The organism is Janibacter sp. CFPM2_SD2 (genome assembly GCF_057364645.1).
In genome coordinates this window covers 1-6,549 of sequence record NZ_JBNFOF010000174.1, presented here as the reverse complement: position 1 = coordinate 6,549, position 6,549 = coordinate 1, and the positions used below count along the sequence as shown (strand labels likewise).

Below are 6,549 nucleotides of genomic sequence, written 5' to 3'. Positions count from 1 at the left end.
CGGGAGGGCACGGTCCTCCGACGAGCGGGTCTTCGACGCCGTCGTCGAGGCGGTGCGGGCGGTCGCGTCCGGCCGCGACTACGACGACGACCCCGTGTGACCGCCCGTCCTCGACGACGTGCGGACACGGCGAAGGGGGCCGGTCACCTCGCGGTGACCGGCCCCCTTCGACAGGTTGTCAGCTCAGAGCGAGTTGACGCGCTTGGCCAGGGCCGACTTCTTGTTGGCGGCCTGGTTGGCGTGGATGACACCCTTGCTCACGGCCTTGTCGAGCTTCTTGCCGGCGGTGACGAGGGCAGCCTGGGCAGCCTCGGCGTCGCCGGCGTCGGCGGCCGTGCGGACCTTGCGGATCCACGTGCGCAGCTCGGACTTGTAGGCGCGGTTGCGCTCGGTCCGGGCGGCGTTCGTCTTGACGCGCTTGATCTGGGACTTGATGTTTGCCACGAGAGTTCTTTCTGGTTCGGTCGAAGGTTGCCGTTAGAGGGCGGCAAGACGTCTCGGGACCGGCGTGGGGACACCGTGGGAGAGACGCCCTGGGTCGTGCTGTCGTGCGCGCACGACCATGCGCGCACGCAAGCGACAAATCTATCAGCGGCTCCGGTCGCGGCCAAACTCGCGGGTGATCGTCAGGATCGCCTTCTCGACGGCGTAGACGGGGTCGCGTCCGCCGCCCTTGACCTCGAAGTCGGCGGCCGCGACGGCCTGGATGCTGCGGCCCAGCCCGGCACCCGTCCAGCCCTGGAGCGAACGGCGTGCCTTGTCGACCTGCCAGGGCGCCATGCCGAGGTCTCGGGCCAGGTCGGCGCTGCGGCCACGGCCCGCTCCCCCCGACCTTGGCGAGCTGGCGCAGCTGCTGGGCGAGGACGGCGACGATCGGCACCGGGTCGACGCCGACGTTGACCGCATGGCGCAGCAGCCGCAGCGCCTCGCCGGTCTGCCCGGCGACCGCGGCATCGGCGACCTTGAACCCCGTCGCCTCGACCCGACCCCCGTGGTAGCGCTCGACGACATCGGCGTCGATCGTGCCGGTCGTGTCGTCGACGAGCTGCTGGCAGGCGGAGGCGAGCTCGCGCACGTCCTTGCCGACCGCCTCGACGAGGGCCTGGACGGCCTCGCTCGTCGCCTTGCGACGGCTGCGGCGGAACTCGTTGGTCACGAAGTCGGCCTTGTCGCGGTCGCTTTTGATCGCCGGGGCCTCGAGCACGAGCGCCTTGGCCTTCTTGAGCGTGTCGAGCACCTTCTTGCCCTTGTTGCCCGAGGCATGGGTGACGACGAGGGTCACCGAGTCCTCGGGGTCGGCGAGGTAGGCGAGCAGGTCGACCTGCAGCGCGTCGGGCGCCTGGTGCAGGTCGCGCACGACGATGAGCTTGTCCTCGCCGAAGAGCGAGGGGCCGGCCTGGACGGTGAGCGCGCCCTCCTCGTAGCCCTCGGCCCGCAGGGTGACGACCTCGAGCTCGGGCGAGGTCACCCGCACGTCGGCGATCACCTGCTCGACGGCACGGTCCGCGAGCACCGTCTCGGGTCCCTGGACGAGGACGAAGGGGGGCGTGCTCAAAACAGGGCCACCCGCGGCACCGTCGGGAAGATCTCGTCGAGCTCGGCCTCGTCGTCGGGGGTCGGCACCCAGGAGACGGCCGCGGCATTGGCCGCGATCTGCTCCGGGCGGGTCGCGCCGGCGATGACACTCGTGACGGCCGGGCGCGAGGCGAGCCACGAGAAGGCGACCTCGAGCTCGGTGAGGTCACGGGCCCGGGCGTAGTCGCCGAAGGCACGCAGCTGGTCGAGGTCGGCCTCCTCGAGCAGGTACTGGCGCGAGTGGGTCAGCCGGCTGCCCTCGGGCGCTGAGCCCGACGAGTACTTGCCGGTGAGCAGCCCGCTGGCGAGCGGGAAGTAGGGCAGCACACCGAGCCCGAAGTGCTCGGCCGCCGGGGTCACCTCGAGCTCGGCCCGGCGATCGAGGAGGTTGTAGTGGCTCTGGCTCGAGATGAAGCGCGCTCCCCCGCGGGCGCGCGCGGTGTGCTCGGCGTCGGCGATCTGCCAGCCGGCGAGGTTGGAGTGGCCGATGTAGCGCACCTTGCCCGCGCGCACGAGGTCGTCGAGCGCGTCGAGCGTCTCCTCGACGGGGGTCAGCGGGTCGGGCGTGTGCAGCTGGTAGAGGTCGATGCGGTCCGTGCCGAGCCGACGAAGGGAGGCCTCGACCGCGGTCGTGATGTAGCGCCGCGACCCGCGGGCACCGAAGTCGGGGCCGTTGGCCCCGCGCACGTCCATGCCGAACTTCGTCGCGACGACGACCTCGTCGCGGCGGCTGCCCAGGGCCCGGCCGAGCATGGTCTCGGAGAGGCCGGGCTCGGCGCCGTAGGTGTCGGCGACGTCGAAGAGGGTGATGCCCGCATCGAGCGCGGCGTGCACGACCGCGTCCGACCCCTCCTGGGTCCGGCTGGCGGTGCCCTCGCGGCCGAGGTTGTTGCACCCCAGCCCGACGGCGGAGACGGTGAGACCGGAGCGGCCGAGACGACGAAGTTCCATGGGCGACAGGCTAGCCGCGGGGTGGGACAGCCAGACCGAGCGTCTGGGCCCGGGCGGCGACGGCGTCCTCGTCGCGGTCGAGGGACTCGGCGAGCTCGGTCAGGGGCAGCCCGAGGTCGACCCCGTCGCGCAGCTCGTCGTCGTCCTGGGCGGACCAGCCCTCGCCACGGACGACGGCCGTGCGCGCCCCGTCGGCCGGACCGGGGTCGGCGACCGGCGCGCTCGCCTGGCCGGTCATGCCGCGCCGGCCGGGCTCGGCGACCGGCTGCGGCGGGGGCGCGATCTGGTCAAGCCGGCGCAGCGCACCGAGCACGAGATCGCGGTCGGTCGTCGGCCAGAAGGGCGGCAGCGAGCGCTGGAGGAAGCCCGCGTAGCGCGCCTTGATCATCCGGTGGTCGAGGAAGGCGACGACGCCCCGGTCGTCCCCGCGGCGGATCAGCCGCCCGGCGCCCTGGGCCAGGCGGAGCGCCGCGTGGGTGGCGGAGACGGCCATGAAGCCGTTGCCCCCGCGCCGGGCGATCTCCTGGGTGCGCGCCGAGGAGAGCGGGTCGTCGGGTCGCGGGAAGGGGATGCGGTCGATGAGCACGAGCTGACAGCTGCTGCCGGGGACGTCGACGCCCTGCCACAGCGTGAGCGTGCCGAAGAGGATCGTGCGCGGGTCGCGGGCGAAGTCGCGCACGAGGGTGCCGATCATGTCCTCGCCCTGGCACAGCACCGGGACGTCGTCGCCGAGACGCTCGCGCATCGCCTCGGTCGCCTCCTTGGCCGCGCGCATCGACGAGAAGAGCCCAAGCGTGCGGCCACCGGCGGCCCGCACGAGGGCCTCGATCTCGTCGAGGGTCTGCGGGGCCAGCCCGTCGCGCCCCGGCGCCGGCAGGTGCTCGGCGACGTAGGCGATGCCCTGCTGGGCGTAGTCGAAGGGGGACCCGACGTCCAGGCCGGTCCACTCGGGTGCTCCCGGCCCACGCAGCCCGAGCGTGCCGGCGACGGCGTCGAAGGTGCCGCCGAGCTCGAGGGTCGCCGAGGTGAGCACGACCGTGCGGTCGCGCACCCCCTCGTCATCGTCGCTGGCCCCGGTGCCGAAGATCCGCTCGCGCATACGCATCGCGACGCTCATCGGCGCCACGCGCAGCAGCGGGCCGCGTCGCAGGTCGCGGCTGACCCAGATGACGTCGAGCACGTGCTCCTCGAGCATCCGGGCCGCGGTGTCGTGGACCTCCTCGACGGCGACGAGGGCGACCTGACGGGTGCCGTCGACCTGCTCCCCCTTCGGCGGCTTCATCTCCGTCAGGAGCGAGCGGGCGACGTCCCCGGCAGCGGCCGAGCACGGCGGCGAGCGCGTCGGGGATGCCGGTGGCCAGGCGCCCTCGGGCGCCTCCTCGAGCACGGCCTCGAGATCCGACCCGAGGTCGTCGAGGACCTCGGACGAGTCGGCGAACTTGCGGGCCCGCTTGGCCGCCGCCCGCAGCCCGCCGGGCGCGAGCTCGTCGGTGACCGTAGAGGTCACCCGGTCGACGAGCTCGTGGGCCTCGTCGACGACGAGCACGTCGTGGTCGGGGAGCATCGGACGCCCCTCGAAGGCGTCGATCGCCATGAAGGAGTGGTTGGTGACGATGACGTCGACGTCCTTGGCCGCCTCGCGCGAGCGCTCGACGAAGCACTCAGCGACCATCGGGCACTTGGAGCCGAGGCACTCCTGCGCCGAGACCGACACCTGGCGCCAGGCCTTCTCCGAGACACCGGGCACGAGCTCGTCGCGGTCGCCCGACTCGGTCTCGTCGGCCCACTCGCGGACCCGGACGACCTCCTTGCCGAGCCAGCCGGCCTGCGCGTCGGCCTCGCCCACGTCGAAGAGGCCGTCCTCGTCGTCGGGGAAGCCGCCCTCGATCTTGTGCTTGCACACGTAGTTGCGCCGGCCCTTGACGATCGCGTAGGTCGGACGCCGCTTCAGGTGCGGCGTCAGGGCGTCGGCCAGGCGCGGCATGTCGCGGTCGACGATCTGCCCTGCAGCGCGAGGGTCGCCGTCGCGACGACCGCCGGCTTGCCCACCCGCTGTGCGTGCTCGACCGCCGGCACGAGATAGGCCAGCGACTTGCCGGTGCCGGTGCCGGCCTGCACGAGCAGGTGCTTCTCGGTCTCGATCGCCCGGGCCACCGCCGTGGCCATCTCGACCTGGCCCGGTCGGGTCGAGCCACCCACTCCCCCGACAGCAGCGGCGAGCAAGGACTCCACGGACGACGACACCGCTCCACCCTATGCGCCCCCACCGACGATCACGGCGGGCCATCCACAGCTCGTGTCCGGCGTTGCCTCCCGCTCCCGGCGCTCCCGACGAAGGAGGCTGGCGCTCGCCCCCGCTCCCGGCACGGAAGGCCGGCGCGCTGCCGAAGTCCTTCCTTGTCGTGTGGGTGCGTTGTCGTCTTCGACTTCGGCTTGATGCTGCGCCGACCTCCCCTGCCGTCCGCTCCGTGTGCGTCGTGGCATCCACCGAAAGGTTGATCGCAGGACCAACCTCGTGCGCGATGTGGCGGGACCCCCTTCGCCGGTGAACTGGATGGCATGTCGACCTCCCTGCGTCCAGCGCCATCCCAGCCTTCTCCCGTGTCCACCCGTGCTCCCTTCGTCCAGCGCATCCTCGGCCGGCGGGGGGCGTCACTCGTGCTCGTCCTCGCCGTGCTCGTCGTGGGGCTGGCGTCGGCGCTGTTGGGGTCGGCGGAGGCGCCGCCGCGGGGTGATGCCTATCCGGCGTCGGCGGAGTCGGCGGTCGTGGCGGAGCAGCTCGAGGGCTTCCCCGGCAGCGACACCGCTCCCGTCCTGCTCGTCGCGACGAAGGGGGGCGACGCCCGCCTGACGAGCGCCGACGAGCGCGCCCTCGGCAAGCTGGCGGCCGACCTCGGCGCCGGCAGGGCGCACCCGCAGGTGAGCGAGGACGGGATGGCCGCGACGGTCACCGTGCCCGTCGAGGTGAGCGAGGACAGCGCCACCCAGGTCGCGACCATCGAGGATCTGCGCGCCGAGGTGGCCGACCACGCACCGGCCGAGCTCGACGTGCAGGTGACCGGCGGCCCGGCCTTCGGCGCCGACATCGCCTCGGCCTTCGACGGCGCCGACTTCACCCTCCTCGCGGTGACCATCGGGGTCGTCGCGCTGCTGCTCCTGCTCACCTACCGCTCCCCCGTCCTGTGGCTCGTCCCGCTCGCCGTCGTCGGCATCGCCGACCAGGTGGCCGGGCGGGTGACCGCTGCCGTCGGGGAGGCAAGCGGCCTCCCCTTCGACGCAGGCATCGTCTCCGTCCTCGTCTTCGGCGCGGGGGCCAACTACGCCCTCCTGCTCATCTCGCGCTACCGCGAGGAGCTGCACGAGCACAACGACCACCGCGTCGCGCTGCGCGCCGCGTGGCGGGCCACCGTGTCGGCCATCGTCGCGAGCAATGCGACCGTCGTGCTCGCCCTGGCAACCCTCCTGCTCGCCGCCGTCCCGGGCACCCGCGGCTCGGGCTGGCCTCCGCCGTCGGCCTCGTCATCGCCCTCGCCGCGGTCGTCCTCGTGCTGCCCGCGGCACTCGCGCTCGTCGGCCGACAGGTCTTCTGGCCCTTCGTCCCCCGCCCCGGCGACGACCTGTCGCACGAGGGCATCTGGGCGCGCGTCGCCCGCAGCGTCGTGCGTCGCCCCGCGGTCTTCCTCGCCGGCGTCTCGCCGTCCTCGTCGTCCTCGCCTCCGGCCTGCTCGGCGCCCGGGTCGGGCTGAGTCAGGCCGACTCCTTCCGCACCGCGTCGGAGTCCGCAGACGGTCTCGTGACGGTCGGTGAGCACTTCCCGGCCGGTTCCGCGGCTCCCTTCGTCATCACGACGGATGCCGACAAGACCGACGCCGTGACCACCGCCGTCGAGTCCGTGCCGGGCGTGACCACCGTCGCGCCCTCCGGCACCGACGGGCAGGGGCTGGCCCGGCTCACGGTCATCGGCGAGCCCGGCGCCCGGCAGCCCGGCGAGCCTCGAGCTCGCGAGGCGACCTGCGCACCGCG

5 protein-coding genes and 3 pseudogenes are annotated in these 6,549 nt (G+C 73.2%); 2 read left to right on the top strand and 6 right to left on the bottom strand.

The window, feature by feature from the left end; translation table 11 throughout:
* Window positions 1–183 precede the first annotated feature (183 nt).
* The 6 genes and pseudogenes from rpsT to AC2W7J_RS14215 form a co-directional block, all read right to left on the bottom strand.
* Window positions 184–444, bottom strand: coding sequence for a 30S ribosomal protein S20 (rpsT, locus tag AC2W7J_RS14240; protein WP_192910458.1), 261 nt, complete (start codon window positions 442–444; stop codon window positions 184–186).
* A 144-nt stretch (window positions 445–588) separates the two neighbouring features.
* Window positions 589–780: a DNA polymerase III subunit delta gene (locus tag AC2W7J_RS14235; RefSeq protein WP_485983178.1), complete on the bottom strand. Its 192-nt coding sequence runs from the start codon at window positions 778–780 to the stop codon at window positions 589–591.
* Between the two features lie 109 nt (window positions 781–889).
* Window positions 890–1,486, bottom strand: a pseudogene (gene holA / locus AC2W7J_RS14230) (DNA polymerase III subunit delta); the annotation flags it as partial.
* 65 nt (window positions 1,487–1,551) lie between these two features.
* A complete protein-coding gene (locus AC2W7J_RS14225; protein ID WP_255183749.1) occupies window positions 1,552–2,526 on the bottom strand; it encodes an aldo/keto reductase in 975 nt (324 codons plus the stop codon).
* Between the two features lie 10 nt (window positions 2,527–2,536).
* Window positions 2,537–4,510: an ATP-dependent DNA helicase gene (locus tag AC2W7J_RS14220; protein ID WP_485983176.1), complete on the bottom strand. Its 1,974-nt coding sequence runs from the start codon at window positions 4,508–4,510 to the stop codon at window positions 2,537–2,539.
* A complete protein-coding gene (locus tag AC2W7J_RS14215; protein ID WP_485983174.1) occupies window positions 4,486–4,770 on the bottom strand; it encodes a DEAD/DEAH box helicase in 285 nt (94 codons plus the stop codon). Before AC2W7J_RS14215 ends, AC2W7J_RS14220 begins: the two co-directional genes overlap by 25 nt.
* A gap of 315 nt (window positions 4,771–5,085) precedes the next feature.
* On the opposite strand from AC2W7J_RS14215, the pseudogene AC2W7J_RS14210 reads away from it, so the two are divergent.
* Both AC2W7J_RS14210 and AC2W7J_RS14205 read left to right on the top strand, forming a co-directional pair.
* Window positions 5,086–6,272, top strand: a pseudogene (locus AC2W7J_RS14210) (MMPL family transporter).
* 47 nt (window positions 6,273–6,319) lie between these two features.
* Window positions 6,320–6,549: pseudogene (locus tag AC2W7J_RS14205) on the top strand (hypothetical protein); the annotation flags it as partial.